Consider the following 20165-nt stretch of genomic DNA (forward strand, 5'->3'; position numbering starts at 1 on the left):
GCTCCCCCCACCTGCCCTTCGGGCATCCTCCCCCGCAAGCGGGGGAGGCTTGGAACCTTCTGAACCGCCCCTTCCCCCGCTTGCGGGGGAAGGTTGGGATGGGGGCGCTTTTCAAGCGGAAGCAAAGCAACTCGCTGCGCTCGCTCCCCCCACCTGCCCTCCGGGCATCCTCCCCCGCAAGCGGGGGAGGCAGGTTTCCCGGCACTCAGAACTTGCCGTAGTAGCCTTCCTTGAGCGCGTCGAACAGGTTGGCGGCGGTGTGCATCTCGCCGTCGTATTCGATCTGCTCGTTGCCCTTCACTTCGACCACGCTGCCGTCCTCCAGCTCGAAGCGGTAGGTAGTGTTCTCCAGGTCCGCCTCCTTGACCAGCACGCCCTGGAAGGCGGCCGGGTTGAAGCGGAAGGTGGTGCAGCCCTTCAGGCCCTGCTGGTGGGCGTAGCGGTAGATGTCCTTGAAGTCCTCGTAGGGATAATCGGTGGGGACGTTGGCGGTCTTGGAGATCGAGCTGTCCACCCACTTCTGCGCGGCGGCCTGCACGTCCACGTGCTCCTTCGGGCTGATGTCGTCGGCGGCGATGAAGTAGTCGGGCAGCCTGGCGTCGGCTTCCTCGGCGAACGGCATCGCCTTCGGGTTGACCAGCTCGCGGTAGGCCAGCAGTTCGTAGGAGTAGACGTCCACCTTCTCCTTGGACTTCTTGCCCTCGCGGATCACGTTGCGGCTGTAGTGGTGCGCGAACGAGGGCTCGATGCCGTTGGAGGCGTTGTTGGCCAGCGACAGCGAGATGGTGCCGGTCGGGGCGATCGAGCTGTGGTGGGTGAAGCGGCTGCCGGTCTCGGCCAGTTCGTCGACCAGTTCCGGCACCACTTCGGCCACGCGCTGCATGTAGCGGCTGTAGCGGGCGTGCAGCACCTTGCCGGGGATCTCCTGGCCGACCTTCCAGCCGTCCTTCGCCATTTCCGGGCGCTGGCGCAGCATCGCGGCGGTGACGGTGAAGCGCTCCTCCATGATCGGCGCCGGGCCCTTCTCCTTGGCCAGCGCCAGGCCGGTTTCCCAGCCGGCCACGGCCATGTCGCGGGCGATCGTCTCGGTGAACTCGCAGGACTCGGGCGAGCCGTACTTCATCCGCAGCATGGTCAGCGTGCTGCCCAGGCCGAGGAAGCCCATGCCGTGGCGGCGCTTGCGCAGGATCTCCTCGCGCTGCTGCTGCAACGGCAGGCCGTTGACCTCGACCACGTTGTCGAGCATGCGGGTGAACACGCGCACGACTTCCTTGTATTCCTCCCAGTCGAAGCACGCGCGGTCGGTGAACGGGTCGCGCACGAACGTGGTCAGGTTGATCGAGCCGAGCAGGCAGGCGCCGTACGGCGGCAGCGGCTGCTCGCCGCAGGGGTTGGTGGCGCGGATGTTCTCGCACCACCAGTTGTTGTTCATCTCGTTGACGCGGTCGATCAGGATGAAGCCCGGCTCGGCGTAGTCGTACGTCGAGACCATGATCATGTCCCACAGGTGGCGGGCGCGGATGTGGCCGTAGATCCTGCAGGCGACCAGGCCGTCGTCGCGGGTGATGTAGTTCTTGTGGGTCGGCCAGTCGCGCCAGACCACCTGCGAGGCGTCGTCCAGGTCGACGTCGCCGCGCTCCTTGGCGTTGACCGGGAACACCAGCGGCCAGTCGGCGTCGTTCTCCACCGCCTGCATGAAGCCGTCGGTGATCAGCAGCGACAGGTTGAACTGGCGCAGGCGGCCGTCCTCGCGCTTGGCGCGGATGAAGTCCTTCACGTCCGGGTGCGACACGTCGAAGGTACCCATCTGCGCGCCGCGGCGGCCGCCGGCCGAGGACACGGTGAAGCACATCTTGTCGTAGATATCCATGAAGGACATCGGCCCGGAGGTGTAGGCGCCGGCGCTGGCGACGAACGCGCCGCGCGGGCGCAGCGTGCTGAACTCGTAGCCGATGCCGCAGCCGGCCTTCAGCGTGAGGCCGGCCTCGTGGACCTTCTCCAGGATGCCGTCCATCGAATCCTCGATGGTGCCCGAGACGGTGCAGTTGATCGTGCTGGTGGCGGGCTTGTGCTCCTGCGCGCCGGCGTTGGAGGTGATGCGGCCGGCGGGGATGGCGCCGCGGCGCAGCGCCCAGACGAAGCGCTCGTACCAGTAGGCGCGCTTCTCGGCGGTAACCTCGGCATCGGCCAAGGCGCGCGCGACGCGCTGGTAGGTGCCGTCGATGTCGGCGTCCAGCGGCGCGCCCTGCTTGGTCTTCAGCCGGTACTTCTTGTCCCAGATGTCCTGGGAGGCCGGCTGCATCGGGATGGTGGCCGTTGCCGGTCCGGTCTTGATCGCCTCGAGGCGCACCGTACTCATGATGTTGTCGTTCTCCCTTTTCATGCGGTTGTTCTGTCGTGGGCGGCCGGGCCGCCCGTGCCTGTCCTCACCCGGCGGTGTTCCCGGACGGGACAAGGCGGGCGCGCACGGCCGGTGCGGCGCCGCGCGATGGTGGGTAGCGGGTGTGGTGGATCCTGCTGGCAAGAACGCGTACCAAAGGCTGCATGGCGCCAAACGCCCCTTTCGCTGATGACCGAGCAAAAACCCCAGTGGTTGGGCCTTCCCTGTGCCTGACCGCTAGATGTAGTGGCGGCACGAACCATGCAAGCTACGCCGCGGCCGCCGGCCTGTCAACGGATTGACAAGCATCGCTGACCGGCGGGGGCGCCCGCGTCGGGAACCGCCGGCCGCTCCGGCCGGGCCGGCTTCATTGCCGGTTTAGCGGGCAATGCGCAGACTCGTTCAGGTTCCGGAGCAGGCCGGTTTCGGAACTTTTGCCGGCCCGCATCCGTCCCCAGAATCCCTTTCCCAGCCCACCGGATATGACCAGACCGATGCGCCCGCTGCCGACCCTGCTCGCACTGACCGCCGCCTCCGCGTTCGGCGGATTCGCCGCCCTGTCCCTGCACGAGAACCTCAACCAGAGCGCCCAGGCCGCGCCGGCCGTGGTCAGCGCCGTGCCGGCGACCGGCGCGCTGCCGTCGGCCGTCGGCGGCCAGCCGCTGCCATCGCTGGCGCCCATGCTCAAGGACGTGATGCCGGCGGTGGTCAGCGTCTACACCACCCAGCGCGTGCGGGTGGCCTCGCCGCTGGGGCCGTTCGCCGACGATCCGTTCTTCCGCCGGCTGTTTCCGACCGTGCCGCAGGAGCGCATCGACCAGTCGCTGGGCTCGGGCGTGATCGTCGACGCGGCCAAGGGCTACGTGCTGACCAACCACCACGTCATCGACAACGCCGACGACGTGCAGGTGACGCTGGCCGACGGACGCACGCTCACCGCCGAGTTCCTCGGCTCGGACGCCGACACCGACGTGGCGCTGATCCGCATCCCGGCCGAGAACCTCACCGCGATCCCGCTGGCCGACAGCAGCACGCTCAACGTCGGCGATTTCGTCGTCGCCATCGGCAACCCGTTCGGGCTCAGCCAGACGGTGACCTCAGGCATCGTCTCGGCGGTGGGCCGCAGCGGCATCCGCGGGCTGGGCTACCAGAACTTCATCCAGACCGACGCGTCGATCAACCCGGGCAACTCCGGCGGCGCGCTGGTCAACCTGCGCGGCCAGCTGGTCGGCATCAACACCGCCAGCCTCAACCCGCGCGGCAGCATGGCCGGCAACATCGGCCTGGGCCTGGCGATCCCGTCCAACCTGGCGCGCGACGTGATGCGCCAGCTGGAGACGCGGGGCGAGGTGATCCGCGGCACGCTCGGCGTCGAGACGCAGACCCTGGACGCGCGCGTGGCCGCCGGCCTGAAGCTGGACACCACCCGCGGCGCGCTGATCACCCGCGTCTACGCCGGCTCGGGCGCGGCGGCGGCCGGCCTGCAGGCCGGCGACGTGGTGACCGCGATCAACGGCCAGCGCATCGACGATGCGCCGTCGCTGCACAATTTCGAGGGCCTGCAGCCGGTCGGCAGCACGCTCAGCGTCGAGGTGCGGCGCGACGGCAAGCCGCTGACCCTGCGCGCGGTGCTGAAGGAACAGCCGCGCGCGGTCGCCGGCGAGACGCTGGATCCGCGCCTGTCCGGCGCCAGCTTCGCCGAGGTGCCCGAATCGCTGCGCCAGGCCGGCCTGCAGGGCGTGCTGGTCAAGGAAGTGGCGCGCAACAGCCGCGCCGCGCAGAACCAGTTGCGCGCCGGCGATGTGGTGGTCGCGGCCACCAGCGGCAGCTTCAACGACCTGGCCGGCTTCCGCGCCAGCTTCGAACGGCCGCCGCCGCAGTTGATCCTGCAGATCCGCCGCGGCAACGCGCGCGGCAACCTGCCGATGCAGTGAGATCGCAACGGGCGCCGCCGCCATGACGGCGCATTCATCCCCTACTGCGGTAGATTGGCCGCGTCCCCCCATCCTCGCAGGAGATGACCGATGAACAGCCCCACCGCCACCGACTCGATGAAGAGCAACCTCGGCGAGGCCGGATCGCACCTGAAGTCCGCCGCCAGCGCCGCTGGCGAGGCGATCAAGGGCGCGGCCAGCGCCGCTGGCGACGAACTCAAGCTCGGCAAGGCCAACGTCAAGTCCGAACTGGCCGACAGCGCGCTGTCGGGCCTGGCCGCGGCCGAGGTCGGCGGCGCCGCCGCCAAGGAGCAGATGGACGCGCTGATGGACAAGGGCCGCGACCTGATCGACAGCGCCGCCGAGCTGATCCGCGAGCGTCCGCTGGCCTCGTTCGGCGTGGCCTTCGCGGCCGGCTGGATCATCGCCAAGCTGGCGCGCAGCGGCGACAAGTAAGCCGCTGCGCGTGAGCGATTCCGAACGCGAGATGCCGGATCCGGGTCCGGCCCCGGACCTGGCCGACAGCCTGCGCCAGGTCGCAGACGCCGGGCGCGAGGCCTTCTCCGCCTCCAGGGACACCGGCCGCGCGCTGCGCCGGCTGGTGTCGGCGGACCTGGCGCTGGCGCGCAGCGCGCTCGGCCGCGGGCTGGCGTGGACGGGCGTGGCGGTGGTGTTCGGCGCCTCGTCCTGGCTGCTGCTGACCGGCGCGCTGATCGCCTTCCTGCAACGGCTGGGCTGGTCGTGGCTGCAATCGCTGTCGCTGGTGGCCTTCGTCAGCGTGGCGGTGACCGCGCTGGCGATCTGGCGGGTGATGTACTACTTCGACCACGCCGGCCTACACGCCACCCGCCGGCAACTGACCCGGCTGGGCTGGTTCGACGAACCGGGCCAGGACGCCGCGGAAGACGACGCCGGACCGGAGGCGCCGCGATGAACTTCGAACAGTTGCAGCGCCGCGTCGAGCGGGCCGAGACGCTGGTCGAGGGCCGCCTGGACCGGGTGCAGTGCCAGTGGAACGGCCTTGTCCATGCCTGGAAGCAGGGTTGGACGCCGACGCGCATCGTCGTGGCCGGGCTGGTCAGCGGTTTCCTGGCCGGCCGCGCCGAACCGATGAAGGCGATGAACGGCACCCGCTGGCTGCAGACGATCACCTCGATCTCCGGGCTGGTCGCCAGCCTGCAGGCCAACTTCGCCGCCCGGCAGGCCGAGACGGCGGCCGAATCGGCCGAGGAAGCGGCCACCGATGCCGCCCCCATGGATGCGGCTGCGCAGGCGCATGCCGTTGCGGCCGCGGATGCGGATGTCGAGGCGGCCGCGCCACGGCCGGCCGAAGCGGCGACGGAACTGTCCGAACGCTGATCGAGCTTCGGCGGCGCAGCGCCTGGCCCCGCGCCGGACGCTCATGCGGCCATGACGCCGCGACCGGATAATCGGCTTCCCTTCCACCAACGCACCCATCGCGGGGAACGCCGTGAGCCTTACGCCGACGCCGGATTCCCTGCCCGCCTCCGACCTCCCGCCCGCCGAGCCACCCGCCCCGCGGCCGCGCGCATCGGTGGCGCTGATCGTGCTGGCCACCCTGGCGATCGGCTACACGCTGTGGGCCGCGCAGGACGTGCTGCTGCCGGTGCTGCTGGCGGCGTTCTTCGCGCTGGTCGGCAACCCGATCATCCGGCTGCTGCGGCGGCTGTACCTGCCGCGCTTCCTGGCCGCGCTGCTGGTGCTGCTGGGCGGCATGAGCGGCGCGGCGCTGCTGGGCCAGCAACTGCTGGTGCCGGCGATGGCGTGGACGCAGGAAGCCCCGCGCGAGCTGCGCAAGCTGGCGCCCAGGCTGCGCGAGCTGACCCGCCCAGTGCAGGAAGCCAACCGCGCCGCCGAGAACTTCGCCCGCGCCGCCGGCGGCAACGGCGGCAAGCGGCCGCAGATCGTGCATACCGCGCAGGACGATCCCTACCGCGCGCTGCTGGCCACCCCGCGCCTGCTCGCCTCGGTGCTGGCGGTGGTGCTGCTGACCTTCTTCTTCATGGTCTACGGCGAGAACCTGCAGCGCAACGCGATCGCGCTGCTGCCGCGGCGGCAGCAGAAGAAGTTCACCGTCGAGATCCTGCATTCGATCGAGCGCGAGGTCTCGCGCTACGTGCTGACCATCACCCTGATCAACACCACGGTGGGCCTGATCTTCGCCGGCGCGCTGCATGCGATGGCGATCCCGCTCGGCGAGGCGTTGCTGTGGGGCACGGTGGTGGCGCTGCTGAACTTCGCGCCCTACGTCGGCCCGCTGATCGGCCTGATCGTGATGGTGCTGGTGGGCTTCATCACCTTCGACGATCCCTGGCGCTCGCTGCTGCCGGCCGGCGTGTACCTGCTGCTGCACACGATCGAGGGCCAGATCGTCACCCCGATCGTGCTCGGCCGGCGGATGGCGCTGTCGCCGCTGGTGCTGATCCTGGCGCTGATGCTGTTCGGCTGGCTGTGGGGCATCGTCGGCCTGCTGCTGGCGGTGCCGCTGCTGGTCTGCGTCAAGCTGGTGCTGGCGCGGGTGGAAGGCATGGAGGGCTGGGCGCGGCTGCTGGAGTGATCCCCCCCTGTGGGAGCGACGTCAGTCGCGACGCCTGGCCGGCAAAGCCCGTCGCGGCTGACGTCGCTCCCACAACGGGACAGGACCGCTAGAATGCCCGGCGTGAGCTTCGCCATCCGCGCCATCACCCTCGATCTCGACGACACGCTGTGGCCGTTCGCGCCGATCGGCGCGCGCATCGACCAGGTGCTGCACGACTGGATGCGCGTGCACAGCCCGGCCACCGCGACGATGTACCCGGTCGAGGCGATGCGCGAACTGCGCACGCGCGCGTTCGCCGAGAACCCGCACCTGCACCACGACCTGAGCGCGCTGCGCCGGCTGACCCTGCGCGAGGCGCTGGAGAACAGCGGCGCCGGCCTGGACCTGCTGGAGCCGGCCTACGAGGCCTTCTACGCCGCGCGCAACCAGGTCGAGTTCTACCCCGACGCGCTCGACGCGCTGGCGCGCATCGCCGCGCGCGTGCCGGTGGCCGCGCTCAGCAACGGCAACGCCGACCTGCGGCGCATCGGCCTGGACCATCACTTCGCCTTCCAGCTCGGCGCGCGCGAGCACGGCGCGGCCAAGCCGCAGGCGAGCATCTTCCACGCCGCCTGCGAGCGTCTGGGCGTGGCGCGCGGCGAAGTGCTGCACGTCGGCGATCACGTCGACATGGACGTGATCGGCTGCATGCAGGCCGGCCTGCGCGGTTGCTGGATCAACCGCGAAGGACTGGCGTGGTCACACGACACGCTGCGCCCTGATCTGGAGTTCGACACCCTGGCCGGGCTGGCCGACTGGCTGGACGCCCATACCGGGCAGGCGTGAAGGCCGCGCCCGGCAGGCACGGCGGGCGCGCTTGATCCACAATGCGGGGATGACCGATACCGCCCTGCCCGCCTGCTTCACCCTCGATCCTTCCTCCGCCCTTCCGCTGCACCTGCTCGAACGCGCGCAACTGCCGGCCTGGCGGCAGGCGCAATCGGCCGCCGTCAACGCCTGGCTGGACGCGCAGCAGTACACCGCCGCTGCCGGCAGCGTGCTGCCGCTGCCCGGCGAGCAGGGGCTGGCCGGCGCCATCGTCGGCCTCGGCGATCCGCTGGACCCCTGTGCCTACGGCCATGCGCCGCTGGCGCTGCCGCTGGCCGACTGGCGGCCCGCCGCGCCGCTGGAACCGGCTGCGCAGGCCGCGCTGGAACTGGGCTGGGGCCTGGGCGGCTACCGCTTCGACCGCTACAAGAAGCCGCTGCGCGCGCCGGCGCGGCTGGTGCTGGAACGACCCGATGCGCAAACGCAGGCGCTGCTGGCCGCCAGCGTGCGCGTGCGCGACCTGGTCAACACGCCGACCGAGCACATGGGACCGGACGAACTGGAGGCCATCGCGCGCGGCATCGCGCAGGCGCACGCCGCCGACGTCGAGGTGATCGCCGGCGACGAGCTGCTGGCGCGCAACTTCCCCGCCGTGCACGCGGTCGGCCGCGCCTCGCACCGCGCGCCGCGGATGATCGCGCTGCGCTGGGGCGATGCGGCGCACCCGCACGTGGCGCTGGTCGGCAAGGGCGTGTGCTTCGACACCGGCGGGCTGGACATCAAGGCCGCCGACGGCATGCGCAACATGAAGAAGGACATGGGCGGCGCGGCGCACGCGATCGCGCTGGCCGAGCTGATCATGGCGCAGCGGTTGCCGGTGCGGCTGACCCTGATGGTGCCGGCGGTCGAGAACGCCATCGGCCCCAACGCCTTCCGCCCGGGCGAGGTCATCGCCACCCGCAGCGGGGTCAGTGTCGAGATCGACAACACCGACGCCGAGGGCCGCATCATCCTGTGCGACGCGCTGGCCTGGGCCGGCGAGCAGAAGCCGGACGTGCTGCTCGACTTCGCCACCCTGACCGGCGCGGCGCGCATCGCCCTGGGCCCGGACCTGCCGGCGTTGTTCAGCAACGACGACGCGCTGGCCCAGGACTGGATCGAGGCCGGCCTGCGCAGCCGCGACCCGGTCTGGCGCATGCCGCTGTGGCGGCCCTACCTGCGCTACCTGACCAGCCACGTCGCCGATCTCGCCAACGCCGGCTCGCGCATGGCCGGCGCGGTCACCGCCGCGCTGTACCTGGAGCGCTTCGTCCCCGCCGACCTCAAGTGGGCGCACCTGGACGTCTACGCCTGGAACGACAACGACCGCCCGGGCCGTCCGGCCGGCGGCGAGGCGATGGCGCTGCGCAGCGCGTTCGCGATGCTGAAGGCGCGCTACGGCTGACGGTGCATCGTCACCGGCACCTGCGGCCCAGCAAGCGGCGTCACAGCAGCCCGCGCTGCCGCGCCAGCCGGTAGGCCTCGATGCGGTTGGCCACGCCGAGCTTGCCGATGGCCTCGGAGAGATAGTTGCGCACGGTGCCGGCCGACAGGTTGAGCTGGGCGGCGATCTCGCCGGCCGAACGGCCTTCGCCGGCCAGCCGCAGCACCTGCCGCTCGCGGTCATTGAGCGGATCGGTTTCCGACCACGCTTCCAGCGCCAGTTGCGGATCGATCACGCGGCCGCCATCGCGCACCTTGCGCAGCGCCTGCGCGAGCTGCTCGGCCGGCGCGTCCTTCAGCAGGTAGCCGGCCACGCCGGCGTCGAGCGCGCGGCGCAGGTAGCCCGGGCGCGCGAAGGTGGTGACGATGACCACGCGCGTGGCCAGTTCGTGGCGCTGCACGCGCTGGGCCAGCTCCAGCCCGGTCAGGCCCGGCATCTCGATGTCGGTGACCAGCAGGTCCGGCGCGTGGCGTTGCAGTTCGCGCCAGGCCGATTCACCGTCGCCGACCGCCGCGACCACCTCGATGTCGGCCTCCAGCGACAGCAGCGTGGCCAGCGCGCCGCGCAGCATCGCCTGATCCTCGGCGAGCAGGACGCGGATCATCGGGCGGCGGCGTTCACGGTGCGCATGCGGCGACGGTAGCAGAAGGCGCGGCTACGCCGCCGGCGCGTCGTCGTTGGCGGCCAGCGGGATGCGCGCCTCCAGCAGCGTGCCGTGGCCGGAGGCGGCGTCGATGCGCAGGCGCCCGCGCAATGCGGACAGGCGCTCGCGCATGCCGGACAGGCCGTTGCCCGGCACGATCGCGCCGCCGCGGCCGTCGTCGCGGATGCGCAGCACCGCCTCGCCGCTTTCCTGCGCGACCGATACCTCGGCGCTGCTCGCACGCGCATGGCGCTGGATGTTGGTCACCGCCTCGCGCACGGTCATCGCCAGCGCGGTCTCCACGCCCGGCGGCAGCGCGTCGGGCGAGAAGCTCGCGTCCAGTTCGTAACGGAACGCCACGCCGTCGCTTTCCAGCAGCAGCCGCGCCGCGGCCAGCTCTGCCGCCAGCGCAGCGGCGCGGATGCCGGCGACCGCGCCGCGCACCTGCGCCAGCGCCTGCCGGGCGACGCCGCCGAGTTCGTCCAGTTCGCGGCGCGCGGCGGCGGGATCGCGATCGATCAGGCGACCGGCCAGATCGGATTTCAGCGCCACCAGCGACAGCGTATGCCCGAGCAGATCGTGCAGGTCGCGGCCGATGCGCTCGCGCTCGGCCAGCGCGGCGAGCCGGCGCACTTCGTCGTGGCTCAGCCGCAGTTCGGCGCGGCGGCGCTCGCTCTCGCGCTGGTAGTGGTTGCCGCTGAACACCGCCACCGAGATGATCAGCGAGATCGCGGTGACGAACGGCGGGTAGCGCAGCCAGGCGATCTCCGCGGCGAACGCCGCGCACAGCAGCAGCATCCAGCCCAGCCGCCGCCACAGCGTGCCGGGTACGAAGGCGGCGAAACCGCAGGCGTAGATGAGATAGGTGTTGGCGAAGGGATTGGCCGGCAACAGCAGGAAGCCGAGCGCGGCGATGCCCAGCATCGGCACCACCCCGCCCACCTGCCATGCGCGCAGGTACAACGGCAGGAACAGCGCGACCGACAGCAGGGTCGGCCACAGCGCCACGCGCGGCATGCCCAGGCCCGCGCCGGTGCCGACGGTTGCCGGCGAGAACACGAAGGGCACGAACAGGAACACCAGGTAGCCCAGCAGCAGCACCGGCGTCCAGCCACGTTCGTCGGGCAATCGCAGGCGGCGGCGGCCGCGCAGCAGCATCTGCATCAGGGCGTTCATGGCGGGATTCTCGCGCATGGCGTGGAGTTCCGGGAACGGCCGCCGGAGCGGCCGGATGGCGCTGCCAACCTCAACCCGCCAGCCGGCGCCGCGCCAGCAGCGCGAACACCGCCGTGGCCAGCAGCAGCGCGCCGACGTGCAGCGCCCAGCCGCCGCCATCGGCCTGCCCCTGCACCGCCAGCGCCAGTTGCGCCAGGTGCCAGGACGGCCACAGCGGCGCCAGCTTCGAGAACACCGCCGGCAGCATCGACAGCGGCAGCCACAACCCCGACAGCAGCGCCATCGGCAGGTAGATCAGGTTGACCACGCCCGGCGCGGCCGAACCGCCGACCAGGGTGCCGATCCACAGCCCCAGCGCGCAGAACGGGATCGAGCCGAGCACGTCGATCGCCAGCAGCAGCTCTGCCTGCGCGGGCGTCAGCGCCACCCCGCCCAGCGTGGTGCCGGCGACCAGCAGCATCGCCGCGATGATCAGCGCGAACACCATCGCGGTCAGCACGCGCGCGACCAGCATCGCGCCCGGCGGCACCGGCAGCGCGCGCTTGAGCGTGAGCAGGCCGCGCTCGCGATCGACCGCCAGGCCGACGCCGAAGGCGAACAGGCCCGGCCCCATCACCCCGAACACGCCGTAGGTCGCCAGCAGGTAGGACGCCGCGCCTTCGCCGCGGCTGAGCAGCACGCCGAACAGCAGGTAGAACAGCAGCGGGAACGACAGCGCCGGCAGCGCGAACGCCGGCGTGCGCAGCACGCGCAGGAACTCGTAGCGCGCCTCGTCCAGGTGGATGCGCCACAGCGAAGGCGCGGCCGCGGTCGCGGCGGGTATCGGGGAGAGGGCGTTCATGCGGCCTCCTGCTGGCGGGTGATTTCGAGGAAGGCGTCGGCCAGGCCGGCGCGGTGGACTTCCAGATCGGTCGCCTGCGGATCGGCGGCCAGCAGCCGCGCGATCACCGGCTCGACCGCGGCGGCGTGGATTTCGACCCTCTCGCCCTCGTGCCGCACGGACTCCACGCCCGGCCAGGCGGCGATGGCCGCGTCGGGCAGGTGCGTGCGGATGCGGATGCGCCGTTGCAGCACGCGCTCGCGGATCTGCGCGACGCTGCCGCGCGCGACGATGCGCCCGGCCGCCAGCACCGCGACCTGGTCGGCCAGCGCCTCGGCTTCCTCCAGGTAATGCGTGGTCAGCAGCACCGCGCAGCCGCCCCGCGCGGTCTCGCCGATGGCCGACCACAGCTGCCGGCGCGCCTCGACGTCCAGGCCGGTGGTCGGTTCGTCGAGGAACAGCGCGCGCGGCCGCCCGCAGAGGGCCAGCGCGAACTGCACGCGCCGCTGCTGCCCGCCGGACAGCCGGCCGTAGCGGCGCGGCAGCAGTCCTTCCAGCCCGGCCATCGCCACGCAGTCGGCCACGCTCAGCGGCTGCGCGTAGTAGCCGCGCGTCTGCGCCAGCAGTTCGCCGACGCTCAACGTCTCCGGCAGTTGCGCCGATTGCAGCATCACCCCGGCCTGCCGGCGCGCGTCGAGCGAATGCGGCGACTGCCCGAGCAGGCGCGCCCGCCCCGCGTCGGCGCGCAGCAGGCCCAGCATCAACGCCACCGCCGTGCTCTTGCCGGCGCCGTTGGGGCCGAGCAGCGCCAGCACCGACCCGGCCGCGACTTCCAGATCGACGCCGCGCAGCGCCTCGATGGCGCCGTGCCGCTTGTGCACGCCGCAAAGTTGGATGGGGGTTTCCTGCATGTGCATGTCGCGCGCTCCGGGTGGATGGCGGCATCGTCGCGCCGGCGGCCGCGCGTCCCCCAGTCGAAGGCGTCAGCCGGATCGCCTGACAGTTGTCACTGGCCGGCGCGGCATCCGCGCGGCAGGCTGTGCATCTTCCGGATGTACGGCGTCGGCCGGCGGCGAGGCCACCATGTGAAGGCGGCACGCCCGCATCTGGTGACTTCTGGCAACTTGGACTGTCGTCCCGACTTTGGTCACACTTGCCCCCGTCTCCCGTCCCTGTGAATCGATGAACACTTCCGCCGACCTGTTGAAGGAACTCCGTATCGAGCGCAAGCCCGCGGCCGCGCCGCCGCCGCCGGGGCGCAAGCGCTGGTTCGTATGGGTCCCCGTGATCGCGGCCGTGCTGGCGCTCGGCGCGTGGATGCTGTTCTTCTTCGGCCAGGGCAAGGCCGTCGAGGTGCGCACCGCGCCGGCGGTGGCGCTGGGCGGCGCGAACGCGCAGGCCTCGGTGCTCGACGCCAGCGGCTACGTGGTGGCGCGGCGCATGGCCACGGTCTCGGCCAAGATCACCGGCAAGGTCAAGGAGATCATGATCGAGGAAGGCATGCGGGTCGAGGCCGGCCAGGTTATGGCCACGCTGGATCCGATCGACGCCAACGCGCAGCGCACGCTGTACGCCGCGCAGGTGCAGGCCGCGCGCAGCCAGGTCGCCGGCGTGCAGGCGCAGCTGAAGGAAGCCGAGGCCAACGCGCGCCGGCTGGATACGCTGGTCGGCCAGCAACTGGTCTCGCGCGCGCAGTACGAGCAGGCCGTGGCCACCCGCGACGCATTGCGCGCGCAGTTGCAGACCGCGCAGCGCAACGCCGAGGTCGCCGGCGATCAGCTCGCCATCGCCGACCTGGGCGTGGACAACACCATCGTGCGCGCACCGTTCGCCGGCGTGGTGATCGCCAAGGCCGCGCAGCCGGGCGAGATCGTCTCGCCGCTGTCGGCCGGCGGCGGCTTCACCCGCACCGGCATCGGCACCATCGTCGACATGGATTCGCTGGAGGTGGAAGTGGAGGTCGGCGAGCAGTTCATCGGCCGCGTGCAGCCGAGGATGCCGGTCGAGGCCACCCTCAACGCCTACCAGGACTGGAAGATCCCGGCCGAGGTCATCGCCATCATCCCCACCGCCGACCGCGGCAAGGCCACGGTCAAGGTGCGCATCGCGCTGAAGGAAAAGGATCCGCGCATCGTCCCGGACATGGGCGTGAAAGTCAGCTTCCTGGAAGCGCCGCAACCGGAACAACCGGCCGAACGCCCCAAGGGCGTGCGCGTGCCGGCCGCCGCGGTAGTCGAACGTGATGGCGCGCAGGTGGCGTTCGTGGTGAGCGCGGAGGACACCGCCGAGCTGCGCCGGCTGAAGGTGGCGCGCATGCAGGGCAGCGACGCCCAGGTCAGCGAGGGCCTGGTCGCCGGCGAGTCAGTGGTGCTGGATCCGCCGGCCGAACTGAAGGATGGCGCCAAGGTGAAGCTGCAGGAGAACTGACGGTCGCCCGGGCACGATGCACTTCCCGTTCCGGCGATTCGTCGCGACGGCCATCGCGTCGCTGGATCGACCCGCGCGAGCTGTTGAAGAGCGTTTCCGCCTTCGTGGAAACGAAGCCGGAAAAGAATCGATCTGCTGTTTTTGCTGTTGCTGTTGCTGTTGCTGTTGCTCGTGATTTTGCCTTTGGAGCGCCGTAGAGCGAGCCGAGCACCGCAGGCGGGCGTGGCCGTAGAGGCGCCCTTGTCTGAGCGAAGCGAGTTTGGGCGCCGTGCCACGCCTGCCGAGGAGCGCAGGGCACCGATGCGGCTTCACCGCATCGGCTCGCGTCTGGCGCAGGCGGTTTTGGTTCCTTTTGCCAAGACAAAAGGAACTCGCGCGCAGCGCGAAAGCTGTTGTTGTTGTTGCTGCTGTTGCTGTTGTTGTTGCCGTTGCTGTTGCTGTTGCCCTTAGCCCTTAGCCGTTGCCCCTGCACCCACATCCATCCCCACCCGCAACCAAGCCCCACCGCATCCAACCAAGAGGAACGCCCGATGTCCCTGGTCTCCATCCGCAACCTCACCAAGACCTACCAGCGCGGCCCGGAAAAGGTGCAGGTGCTGCACGGCATCGACCTGGACATCCCGCACGGCGACTTCGTCGCGCTGATGGGCCCGTCCGGCTCCGGCAAGACCACCCTGCTGAACCTGATCGGCGGCCTCGACAGCCCCAGCGGCGGCGAGATCGAGATCGAAGGCCAGCGCATCGACCAGATGAACGACGCCCAGCTCGCCCACTGGCGCAGCCACCACGTCGGCTTCGTGTTCCAGTTCTACAACCTGATGCCGACCCTGACCGCGCAGAAGAACGTCGAGCTGCCGCTGCTGCTGACCAAGCTGGGCGCGGCCGACCGCCGCCGCCGCGCCGAGATCGCGCTGGGCCTGGTCGGCCTGGCCGAACGCAGGTCGCACCGCCCCAACGAGCTGTCCGGCGGCCAGCAGCAGCGCGTGGCGATCGCCCGCGCCATCGTCTCCGATCCGACCTTCCTGATCTGCGACGAGCCCACCGGCGACCTCGACCGCCACTCGGCCGAGGAGGTGCTGGGCCTGCTGCAACTGCTCAACAAGGAGCACGGCAAGACCATCATCATGGTCACCCACGATCCGAAGGCGGCCGAGTACGCCACCCACACCATCCACCTGGACAAGGGCGAACTGGCCGATGCGCCAGCGAGCCAGGAGTGAGTGAAGAGGAGTGAGGAGTGAGTAAAAAGCTCCTGCTCCTGCTCCTGCTCCCGCTTTCGCTCACTCCTCACTCCTCTCCGCTCACTCCTCGCTTCTCGCCCGGAGATACCGATGAAATACTTTTCCCTAATCTGGTCGGCGCTGTTCCGCAGCAAGACGCGGACCTTCCTGACCCTGCTGTCGGTGGTCGCCGCGTTCCTGCTGTTCGGCCTGCTCGATTCGGTGCGCGTGGCGTTCAACTCCGGCGGCAGCGTGGCCGGCGCCGACCGGCTGGTGGTGGCCTCGCGGCTGTCGATCACGCAGATGCTGCCGTACCGGCTGCTGCCGCAGATCCAGTCCACGCCCGGCGTGCAGAAGGTCGCCTACGCGGCCTGGTTCGGCGGCATCTACCAGGATCCGAAGAACTTCTTCCCCAACTTCTCGGTCAGCCCCGACTACTTCGAGATGTACCCCGAGTACGTCATCGACCCGGCGCAACTGGAGGCGTGGAAGAGCGAGCGCACCGGCGCGATCGTCGGCGAGTCGCTGGCCAAGCGCCACGGCTGGAAGATCGGCGACACCATCCCGCTGCAGGCGACCATCTTCCCGCAGAAGGACGGCAGCAACGCCTGGCCGCTGAAGCTGGTCGGCACCTTCAAGCTGGCCGACAGCAAGCGCCGCGGCGAGGAGAACCAGCTGATGTTCCACTGGCAGTACTTCGACGAGGCCAACCAGTACGTCAACGGCCAGGTCGGCTGGTACATGGTCAAGCTGGACAGCGTCAACCAGGCCTCGCGGGTGGCGCAGGCCATCGACGCCATCTCGGCCAATTCCAGCCACGAGACCAAGGCGCAGACCGAGCAGGCGTTCAACCAGTCCTTCGCCAAGCAGTTCGCCGACATCGGCCTGATCGTCACCGCGATCATGGCGGCGGTGTTCTTCACCCTGCTGCTGCTGACCGGCAACACGATGTCGCAGGCGGTGCGCGAGCGCATCCCCGAGCTGGCGGTGCTCAAGACATTGGGCTTCACCAACGGCACCGTGCTGGCGCTGGTGCTGATCGAATCGGTGCTGCTGATCGTGCTCGGCGGCGCGCTCGGCATGGGCATCGCCGCGGTGCTGATCCCGGCGATCAGCGCGGCCAGCGGCGGCATGATCGCGCTCGGCGGCATTCCCGCCGAGACGTGGGGGGTCGGGCTTGCGCTGATGGTGGCCATCGGCGTGGTGGTCGGCGCGCTGCCGGCGCTGCGCGCGATGCGGTTGCGGATCGTCGATGCCCTGGCCGGGCGCTGAGAGGAGAATGATCATGAAGAATCCCTGGGTTTCCAATCTCGTCTCGATCCTCGCGCTCGCCGTCGGCCTGGTGGCCTGGATCCTGCTGCCGTGGTACGCGGTGCTGGCGCTGGCCGCCGCGCTGGCGCTGTGGCTGGCGCTGACCCGGCAGGGCCGGCTGGCGCTGGCCGCCGCGCGCGTGGGCATCGCCAGCCTGCCGCAGCGCTGGGGCGCCTCGTCGGTGATCGTGATCGGCATCGCCGGCGTGGTCGGCGTGCTGGTGGCGATGCTGGCGATGGGCGAAGGCTTCTCCGCCACGCTCAAGCAGACCGGCAGCGACGACACCGCGATCATCCTGCGCGGCGGCTCGCAGGCCGAGACCAACTCGGTCATCACCCGCGACCAGGTGCCGCTGATCGCCACCCTGCCCGGCGTGCGCAAGGACGCGCAGGGCCGCGCGGTGCTCTCGGCCGAACTGTCGCAGGTGGTCAACCTGCCGACCGCCAGCAGCGGCGAGGACGCCAACGCGCAGTTCCGCGGCGTCAGCGAGGCGGCCTGGCAGGTCCGCCCGCAGGTCAGGCTGATCGAGGGCCGCAAGTTCAACGTCGGCGTGCGCGAGATCGTCGTCGGCCAGGGCGCCAAAGGCCAGTACCGCGGCATCGCCGTGGGCCAGCCGCTGCGGCTGGGCAACCAGGAGTGGACGGTGGTCGGCGTGTTCGCCTCCGGCGATGCGCACGACTCGGAACTGTGGACCGACATCGAGACGCTGTCCTCGGCCTACGATCGCCGCGCCTACCAGTCGGTCACCGTCGCGGTGGAAGGCAAGGCCGGTTTCGACCAGCTCAAGGCCGCGCTGGACAACGATCCGCGCCTGAAGCTGGACGCGCTGACCACGCGCGACTACTACACCAAGCAGTCCACCGGCCTGGCCACGCTGATCCGCATCCTCGGCACGGTGATCGGCACGATCATGGCGATCGGCGCGGTGTTCGGCGCGCTCAACACCATGTACGCGGCGGTGGCCACGCGCGCGCGCGAGATCGCCACGATGCGCGCGATCGGCTTCCGCGGCCTGCCGGTGGTGATGGCGGTGATGCTGGAGACGATGCTGCTGGCGCTGCTGGGCGGCGTGCTCGGCGGGCTGATCGCCTGGGCGGTGTTCAACGGCTACAGCGTGGCCACGCTGGGTTCCAACTTCAGCCAGGTGGTGTTCCAGTTCAAGGTCTCGCCCGAGCTGCTGTGGAGCGGGCTGAAGTGGGCGCTGGGCATCGGCCTGGTCGGCGGACTGTTCCCGGCGCTGCGCGCGGCGCGGCTGCCGATCACCACGGCGCTGCGCGAGGTATAGCGGCGCCCGGGCCCGTCATCCCGGCGAAAACCGGGATGGCGGGCATGCCTTCAGGAGCGGGCGCCGCCCAGCGCGTTGGCGCGCAACTGCGCGGCGCGCATGCGCCGCAGCCCGTCGGCCATGTAGATCAGCAGGCCCAGCCAGATCACCGCGAAGCCGATGGCGCGATCGCGGCCGAACGCCTCGTCGAACACCAGCACGCCGATCAGCAACTGCAGCGTCGGCGCGATGTACTGCAGCAGCCCGACCACCGACAGCGGGATGCGCCGCACGCCGTAGGCGAAGCCGATCAGCGGCACCGCGGTGACCACGCCGCCGAAGATCAGCAGCAGGTCGATCCGCCAGCCCCAGCCGCCGAGGAAGTGGCCGCCGTGCCCCATCTCGGCCCAGCCGACCAGCAGCAGCGCGGGCAGGAACAGGTACAGGCTCTCCACTCCCAGCCCGGCCACCGCCTCGACCGCGACCAGCTTGCGCAGCAACCCGTACAGGCCGAACGAGAACGCCAGCCCCAGCGCGATCCACGGCGGCGCGCCGGCGCTCCAGGTCAGCCAGGCCACGCCCGCGGCGGCCAGCGCCACCGCCGTCCACTGCACCGGGTTGAGCCGCTCGCGCAGCACCAGCACGCCCAGCACCACGTTGATCAGCGGGTTGATGAAATAGCCCAGGCTGGTCTCGACCACGTGGCCGGCATTGACCGCCCAGATGTACAGGCCCCAGTTGAAGGCGATCAGCACGCTGCTGGCGCCCAGCAGCGCCGATGCGCGCGGCAGTGCGCGGATCCTGCGCCACCAGCCCAGGCCGTCCTTCAGCACCAGCCAGCCGACCACCAGCACCGCGCTCCATACGATGCGGTGCGCGATGATCTGCAGCGACGGCACCACCTTCAGCAGGTGCCAGTACAGCGGCACCAGGCCCCAGACGACGAAGGACAGCGCCGCGATCAGGAAACCCTTGCGATCCATCGCCATCGTCAGCCCGCGCGGCGGTTGCGCGCCAGCGTGATCACCACCACGCCGGCCAGGATCACCGCCATCGCGCCGTAGTCGTGCGCGGTGAAGCGCTCGCCGGCCAGCCACGCGCCCAGCGCCACCGCGATCACCGGGTTGACGTAGGCGTAGCTGCCCACCAGCACCGGGCGCGCGTGGTGCAGCAGCCAGACGTAGGCGGTGAAGGCGATGATCGATCCGAATACCGCCAGGTAGGCCACCGCCAGCGCGCCATGCAGCGTCCAGTCGGCGCTGGCGAAGCGCTCGCCGTGCAGCAGCCCGGCCGCCATCAGCATGACGCCGGCCGCCGCCATCTGCCCGGCCGCGGCCATGAACGGGGTCGGCAGATCGCGCCCGCGCGACCAGATCGAGCCGTAGGCCCAAGCGATCGGCGCGATCAGCAGCAGCACCAGTCCGGTCGGCGAGGCGGTCAGCGAACTGCCGGCGTTGAGCCAGACCACGCCGGCGAAGCCGACGATGATGCCCAGCCATTCGCCGCCGGTCGGATGCTGGCCGCGCATCGCGCCGAACAGGCCCATCCACAGCGGCATCGACGCCACCGCAACCGCCGCCAGCCCGGACGACACGGTCTGCTCGGCCAGCACCACCATGCCGTTGCCCAGCAGCAGCAGCAACGCACCCATCACCAGCAGGTTCTTCCATTGCGCCCGCGTCGGCGCGGCCACCCCGCGCCAGCGCAGGAACGCGAACAGCACGCCGCCGGCGAAGACGAAGCGCGCGCCGGACACCATCAGCAGCGGCGGGAAACCGCCTTCCAGCGCGAAGCGGATGCCCAGGTAGGTCGAACCCCACACCAGGTAGACGATCGCCAGCGCGGCGGCAATGGCCCAGCTGGCACGCACGGGCGCGGCCGGGGAAGCGTCGGAGGAGTTCATGCGCACCGGGGGGAAGAGGCAGGGACGTATTCTACGGCCGCGCGCCGGGCGGCGATGTTGCGGAAGCCGGCGGGGTCCATTGAAATCTTTTCAGGGGCGACTTGCATCTGTTTCAAGTCTCCCGTTTGACCCGGAAGGCGTGGAAGTTGCAACCGGACCCGGATGGATTCGCGCACGGCCTGCATCCGCCAGCATTGCCTGCCCTCCCGTCATCCCCGCGAAGGCGGGGATCCGGCG

18 protein-coding genes are annotated in these 20165 nt (G+C 70.6%); 11 read left to right on the forward strand and 7 right to left on the reverse strand.

Annotated features, from left to right (window positions below; translation table 11 throughout):
• Nucleotides 1-205 precede the first annotated feature (205 nt).
• Nucleotides 206-2359, reverse strand: coding sequence for an adenosylcobalamin-dependent ribonucleoside-diphosphate reductase (locus AAG688_RS15565; protein ID WP_411835035.1), 2154 nt, complete (start codon nucleotides 2357-2359; stop codon nucleotides 206-208).
• A 515-nt stretch (nucleotides 2360-2874) separates the two neighbouring features.
• On the opposite strand from AAG688_RS15565, the gene AAG688_RS15570 reads away from it, so the two are divergent.
• The 7 genes from AAG688_RS15570 (at nucleotide 2875) to AAG688_RS15600 (ending at nucleotide 9125) form a co-directional block, all read left to right on the forward strand.
• The gene (locus tag AAG688_RS15570) at nucleotides 2875-4314 is read left to right on the forward strand and encodes a Do family serine endopeptidase (protein WP_411835036.1); all 1440 of its coding nucleotides are present in this window, start codon (nucleotides 2875-2877) and stop codon (nucleotides 4312-4314) included.
• Nucleotides 4315-4404: 90 nt separating this feature from the next.
• A complete protein-coding gene (locus tag AAG688_RS15575; RefSeq protein ID WP_411833097.1) occupies nucleotides 4405-4770 on the forward strand; it encodes a hypothetical protein in 366 nt (121 codons plus the stop codon).
• Nucleotides 4771-4801: 31 nt separating this feature from the next.
• A complete protein-coding gene (locus AAG688_RS15580) occupies nucleotides 4802-5248 on the forward strand; it encodes a phage holin family protein (RefSeq protein WP_411835037.1) in 447 nt (148 codons plus the stop codon).
• Nucleotides 5245-5673, forward strand: coding sequence for a protein sip-5 (locus AAG688_RS15585; RefSeq protein ID WP_411833098.1), 429 nt, complete (start codon nucleotides 5245-5247; stop codon nucleotides 5671-5673). The genes AAG688_RS15580 and AAG688_RS15585 overlap by 4 nt, the downstream gene beginning before the upstream one ends.
• Nucleotides 5674-5785: 112 nt before the next feature.
• A complete protein-coding gene (locus AAG688_RS15590) occupies nucleotides 5786-6892 on the forward strand; it encodes an AI-2E family transporter (RefSeq protein ID WP_411833099.1) in 1107 nt (368 codons plus the stop codon).
• A gap of 93 nt (nucleotides 6893-6985) precedes the next feature.
• Nucleotides 6986-7699 carry an HAD family hydrolase gene (locus AAG688_RS15595; RefSeq protein WP_411833100.1) on the forward strand — a complete coding sequence of 238 codons (714 nt, stop codon included), beginning with the start codon at nucleotides 6986-6988 and terminating at the stop codon, nucleotides 7697-7699.
• Nucleotides 7700-7748: 49 nt separating this feature from the next.
• On the forward strand, nucleotides 7749-9125 hold the full coding sequence (locus AAG688_RS15600; RefSeq protein WP_411833101.1) for a leucyl aminopeptidase family protein: 1377 nt from the start codon (nucleotides 7749-7751) through the stop codon (nucleotides 9123-9125).
• Nucleotides 9126-9165: 40 nt separating this feature from the next.
• On the opposite strand, the gene AAG688_RS15605 is transcribed toward AAG688_RS15600, so the two are convergent.
• From AAG688_RS15605 to AAG688_RS15620, 4 genes are all read right to left on the reverse strand, one after another.
• Entirely contained in the window at nucleotides 9166-9768 is a 603-nt protein-coding gene (locus tag AAG688_RS15605; RefSeq protein ID WP_411833102.1) for a response regulator, read from the reverse strand.
• Nucleotides 9769-9819: 51 nt separating this feature from the next.
• Nucleotides 9820-10983 carry a sensor histidine kinase gene (locus AAG688_RS15610; protein WP_411833103.1) on the reverse strand — a complete coding sequence of 388 codons (1164 nt, stop codon included), beginning with the start codon at nucleotides 10981-10983 and terminating at the stop codon, nucleotides 9820-9822.
• A gap of 70 nt (nucleotides 10984-11053) precedes the next feature.
• The gene (locus AAG688_RS15615; protein WP_411833104.1) at nucleotides 11054-11824 is read right to left on the reverse strand and encodes an ABC transporter permease; all 771 of its coding nucleotides are present in this window, start codon (nucleotides 11822-11824) and stop codon (nucleotides 11054-11056) included.
• On the reverse strand, nucleotides 11821-12720 hold the full coding sequence (locus AAG688_RS15620; protein WP_411833105.1) for an ATP-binding cassette domain-containing protein: 900 nt from the start codon (nucleotides 12718-12720) through the stop codon (nucleotides 11821-11823). The genes AAG688_RS15615 and AAG688_RS15620 overlap by 4 nt, the downstream gene beginning before the upstream one ends.
• A gap of 265 nt (nucleotides 12721-12985) precedes the next feature.
• Here AAG688_RS15620 and AAG688_RS15625 point away from each other — a divergent pair, with 265 nt between their 5' ends.
• From AAG688_RS15625 to AAG688_RS15640, 4 genes are all read left to right on the forward strand, one after another.
• Nucleotides 12986-14230, forward strand: coding sequence for an efflux RND transporter periplasmic adaptor subunit (locus AAG688_RS15625; protein ID WP_411833106.1), 1245 nt, complete (start codon nucleotides 12986-12988; stop codon nucleotides 14228-14230).
• Between the two features lie 530 nt (nucleotides 14231-14760).
• A complete protein-coding gene (locus AAG688_RS15630; RefSeq protein ID WP_411833107.1) occupies nucleotides 14761-15450 on the forward strand; it encodes an ABC transporter ATP-binding protein in 690 nt (229 codons plus the stop codon).
• Nucleotides 15451-15561: 111 nt separating this feature from the next.
• Complete coding sequence (locus AAG688_RS15635; RefSeq protein WP_411833108.1) at nucleotides 15562-16722, forward strand: ABC transporter permease; 1161 nt, start codon at nucleotides 15562-15564, stop codon at nucleotides 16720-16722.
• Between the two features lie 13 nt (nucleotides 16723-16735).
• Nucleotides 16736-18046 carry an ABC transporter permease gene (locus AAG688_RS15640; RefSeq protein WP_411833109.1) on the forward strand — a complete coding sequence of 437 codons (1311 nt, stop codon included), beginning with the start codon at nucleotides 16736-16738 and terminating at the stop codon, nucleotides 18044-18046.
• A 50-nt stretch (nucleotides 18047-18096) separates the two neighbouring features.
• On the opposite strand, the gene rarD is transcribed toward AAG688_RS15640, so the two are convergent.
• The gene (gene rarD, locus AAG688_RS15645) at nucleotides 18097-19014 is read right to left on the reverse strand and encodes an EamA family transporter RarD (RefSeq protein ID WP_411833110.1); all 918 of its coding nucleotides are present in this window, start codon (nucleotides 19012-19014) and stop codon (nucleotides 18097-18099) included.
• A gap of 2 nt (nucleotides 19015-19016) precedes the next feature.
• Nucleotides 19017-19928 carry a drug/metabolite exporter YedA gene (yedA, locus tag AAG688_RS15650; protein ID WP_411833111.1) on the reverse strand — a complete coding sequence of 304 codons (912 nt, stop codon included), beginning with the start codon at nucleotides 19926-19928 and terminating at the stop codon, nucleotides 19017-19019.
• Nucleotides 19929-20165: the final 237 nt, after the last annotated feature.

The organism is Pseudoxanthomonas mexicana (genome assembly GCF_046736355.1).
In the GTDB taxonomy this organism is placed as follows: domain Bacteria; phylum Pseudomonadota; class Gammaproteobacteria; order Xanthomonadales; family Xanthomonadaceae; genus Pseudoxanthomonas_A; species Pseudoxanthomonas_A mexicana_B.

What these genes read in the sequence shown, in the direction of transcription:
- AAG688_RS15565 (WP_411835035.1), bottom strand. Translation starts at nt 2,359, where the DNA reads ATGAGTACGGTGCGCCTCGAGGCGATCAAGACCGGACCGGCAACGGCC.
- AAG688_RS15570 (WP_411835036.1), top strand. Translation starts at nt 2,875, where the DNA reads ATGCGCCCGCTGCCGACCCTGCTCGCACTGACCGCCGCCTCCGCGTTC.
- AAG688_RS15575 (WP_411833097.1), top strand. Translation starts at nt 4,405, where the DNA reads ATGAACAGCCCCACCGCCACCGACTCGATGAAGAGCAACCTCGGCGAG.
- AAG688_RS15580 (WP_411835037.1), top strand. Translation starts at nt 4,802, where the DNA reads ATGCCGGATCCGGGTCCGGCCCCGGACCTGGCCGACAGCCTGCGCCAG.
- AAG688_RS15585 (WP_411833098.1), top strand. Translation starts at nt 5,245, where the DNA reads ATGAACTTCGAACAGTTGCAGCGCCGCGTCGAGCGGGCCGAGACGCTG.
- AAG688_RS15595 (WP_411833100.1), top strand. Translation starts at nt 6,986, where the DNA reads ATGCCCGGCGTGAGCTTCGCCATCCGCGCCATCACCCTCGATCTCGAC.
- AAG688_RS15600 (WP_411833101.1), top strand. Translation starts at nt 7,749, where the DNA reads ATGACCGATACCGCCCTGCCCGCCTGCTTCACCCTCGATCCTTCCTCC.
- AAG688_RS15605 (WP_411833102.1), bottom strand. Translation starts at nt 9,768, where the DNA reads ATGATCCGCGTCCTGCTCGCCGAGGATCAGGCGATGCTGCGCGGCGCG.
- AAG688_RS15610 (WP_411833103.1), bottom strand. Translation starts at nt 10,983, where the DNA reads ATGAACGCCCTGATGCAGATGCTGCTGCGCGGCCGCCGCCGCCTGCGA.
- AAG688_RS15615 (WP_411833104.1), bottom strand. Translation starts at nt 11,824, where the DNA reads ATGAACGCCCTCTCCCCGATACCCGCCGCGACCGCGGCCGCGCCTTCG.
- AAG688_RS15620 (WP_411833105.1), bottom strand. Translation starts at nt 12,720, where the DNA reads ATGCACATGCAGGAAACCCCCATCCAACTTTGCGGCGTGCACAAGCGG.
- AAG688_RS15625 (WP_411833106.1), top strand. Translation starts at nt 12,986, where the DNA reads ATGAACACTTCCGCCGACCTGTTGAAGGAACTCCGTATCGAGCGCAAG.
- AAG688_RS15630 (WP_411833107.1), top strand. Translation starts at nt 14,761, where the DNA reads ATGTCCCTGGTCTCCATCCGCAACCTCACCAAGACCTACCAGCGCGGC.
- AAG688_RS15635 (WP_411833108.1), top strand. Translation starts at nt 15,562, where the DNA reads ATGAAATACTTTTCCCTAATCTGGTCGGCGCTGTTCCGCAGCAAGACG.
- AAG688_RS15640 (WP_411833109.1), top strand. Translation starts at nt 16,736, where the DNA reads ATGAAGAATCCCTGGGTTTCCAATCTCGTCTCGATCCTCGCGCTCGCC.
- rarD (WP_411833110.1), bottom strand. Translation starts at nt 19,014, where the DNA reads ATGGCGATGGATCGCAAGGGTTTCCTGATCGCGGCGCTGTCCTTCGTC.
- yedA (WP_411833111.1), bottom strand. Translation starts at nt 19,928, where the DNA reads ATGAACTCCTCCGACGCTTCCCCGGCCGCGCCCGTGCGTGCCAGCTGG.